This is a genomic window from Marinomonas gallaica, assembly GCF_001639745.1.
Taxonomy (GTDB): domain Bacteria; phylum Pseudomonadota; class Gammaproteobacteria; order Pseudomonadales; family Marinomonadaceae; genus Marinomonas; species Marinomonas gallaica.
Map to the genome: position 1 here is coordinate 1 of NZ_LTAX01000046.1, position 1,315 is coordinate 1,315.

A 1,315-nucleotide genomic window follows, 5' to 3' on the forward strand; every position below is an offset into this window, starting at 1 on the left:
TCAAAATTTTTAGAAGTCTCCAGCGAGCGCCCACACAAATTATCTGATTATCTATTTTAAAGAGCGTCTGACGCGTTGTGCTTCGTTGTTGTGAAGCGTTGTCCGTGTCAGTGGGTGCGTATAATACCCATATGAATTTTCAGCGCAAGCACTTTTTGTATTAATTTTTTATAAAAAAGCGTTTTTTACTAAAAAACGCTAGGACCATTCAAATCAAAATAAAACCGATCAAATAATCATCCATCTCGTTAACACTGCACTCATGCTCTAGTGATTATTATTCATTCTAGGTTAGCATCCAAATCGACAATATATTGCCTATTGCATCGCTAGACCATTAAGTCATGCAAATTTCACTTCATCAGTTTTTTGAACCAGTTAATTCGAAGACATCGCGATTTTTGTTATTACGCTTCAAAGGATGAGACAGGCGCAAGCGGGGTACAAAAGGGATGCGTAATCTAACTGCGTTGAGGTGTTGAGGTGCGGAAAACCGCAGACACAAAAAAGCCCTGACAGCGTTTGCTATCAGGGCTTCCTTTGTATGATGCTTGACTATATCTATACCCTTGCGGTACGACCTATATCTATCCCCTTGTGGGACTCTCACATGGGATCTCCCACACTACCATCGGCGATGGTGAGCGCCTGCGGCGTGTTGAGAGCCACTTCTGAGTTCGGGATGGGATCAGGTGGTGCTATGCCTCTGTTTTTCTGAACGCCTTCTCTGACTGATGCCATAAGACGCACGCTTTTGATGTCACGCGCTGACGCGTCGAAGCATGAGACAGGCGCAAGCGGGGTACAAAAGGGATGCGCAATCTAGCTGTGTTGAGGTGTTGAGATGAGGAAAACCGCAGACACAAAAAAGCCCTGACAGCATTGCTATCAGGGCTTCCTTTGTATGATGCTTGACGACGACCTACTCTCACATGGGATCTCCCACACTACCATCGGCGATGGCGCCTTTCACTTCTGAGTTCGGGATGGGATCAGGTGGTTCAACGCCTCTATGATCGTCAAGCAAACGGGTTTGCGATCGTTTTGGGGGGCTTCTGTTTGCCTTAGCCAAAACACGCAAGTTCGTGAACTTGAGTCTTTAACAATAAAACTTTTGAAATAGTGATAACCAAGTATCAAACCAGTGTTGGTATCGTAGTCTGTAGTACAGCGAGTATGTTTTCTTCACACTCTTAAAACCATTTTGGTGTTATATGGTCAAGCCTCACGAGCAATTAGTATTGGTTAGCTCAATGCCTCACAGCACTTACACACCCAACCTATCAACGTCCTAGTCTCGAACGGCTCTTTAGGG

2 rRNA genes are annotated in these 1,315 nt (G+C 44.8%); both read right to left on the bottom strand.

Features of this window, described 5'->3' with window-relative positions:
* Positions 1-909: 909 nt before the first annotated feature.
* Positions 910-1,024: ribosomal RNA gene (rrf, locus tag AYW76_RS18505) — 5S ribosomal RNA — on the bottom strand.
* A 190-nt stretch (positions 1,025-1,214) separates the two neighbouring features.
* Positions 1,215-1,315: ribosomal RNA gene (locus AYW76_RS18510) — 23S ribosomal RNA — on the bottom strand; the annotation flags it as partial.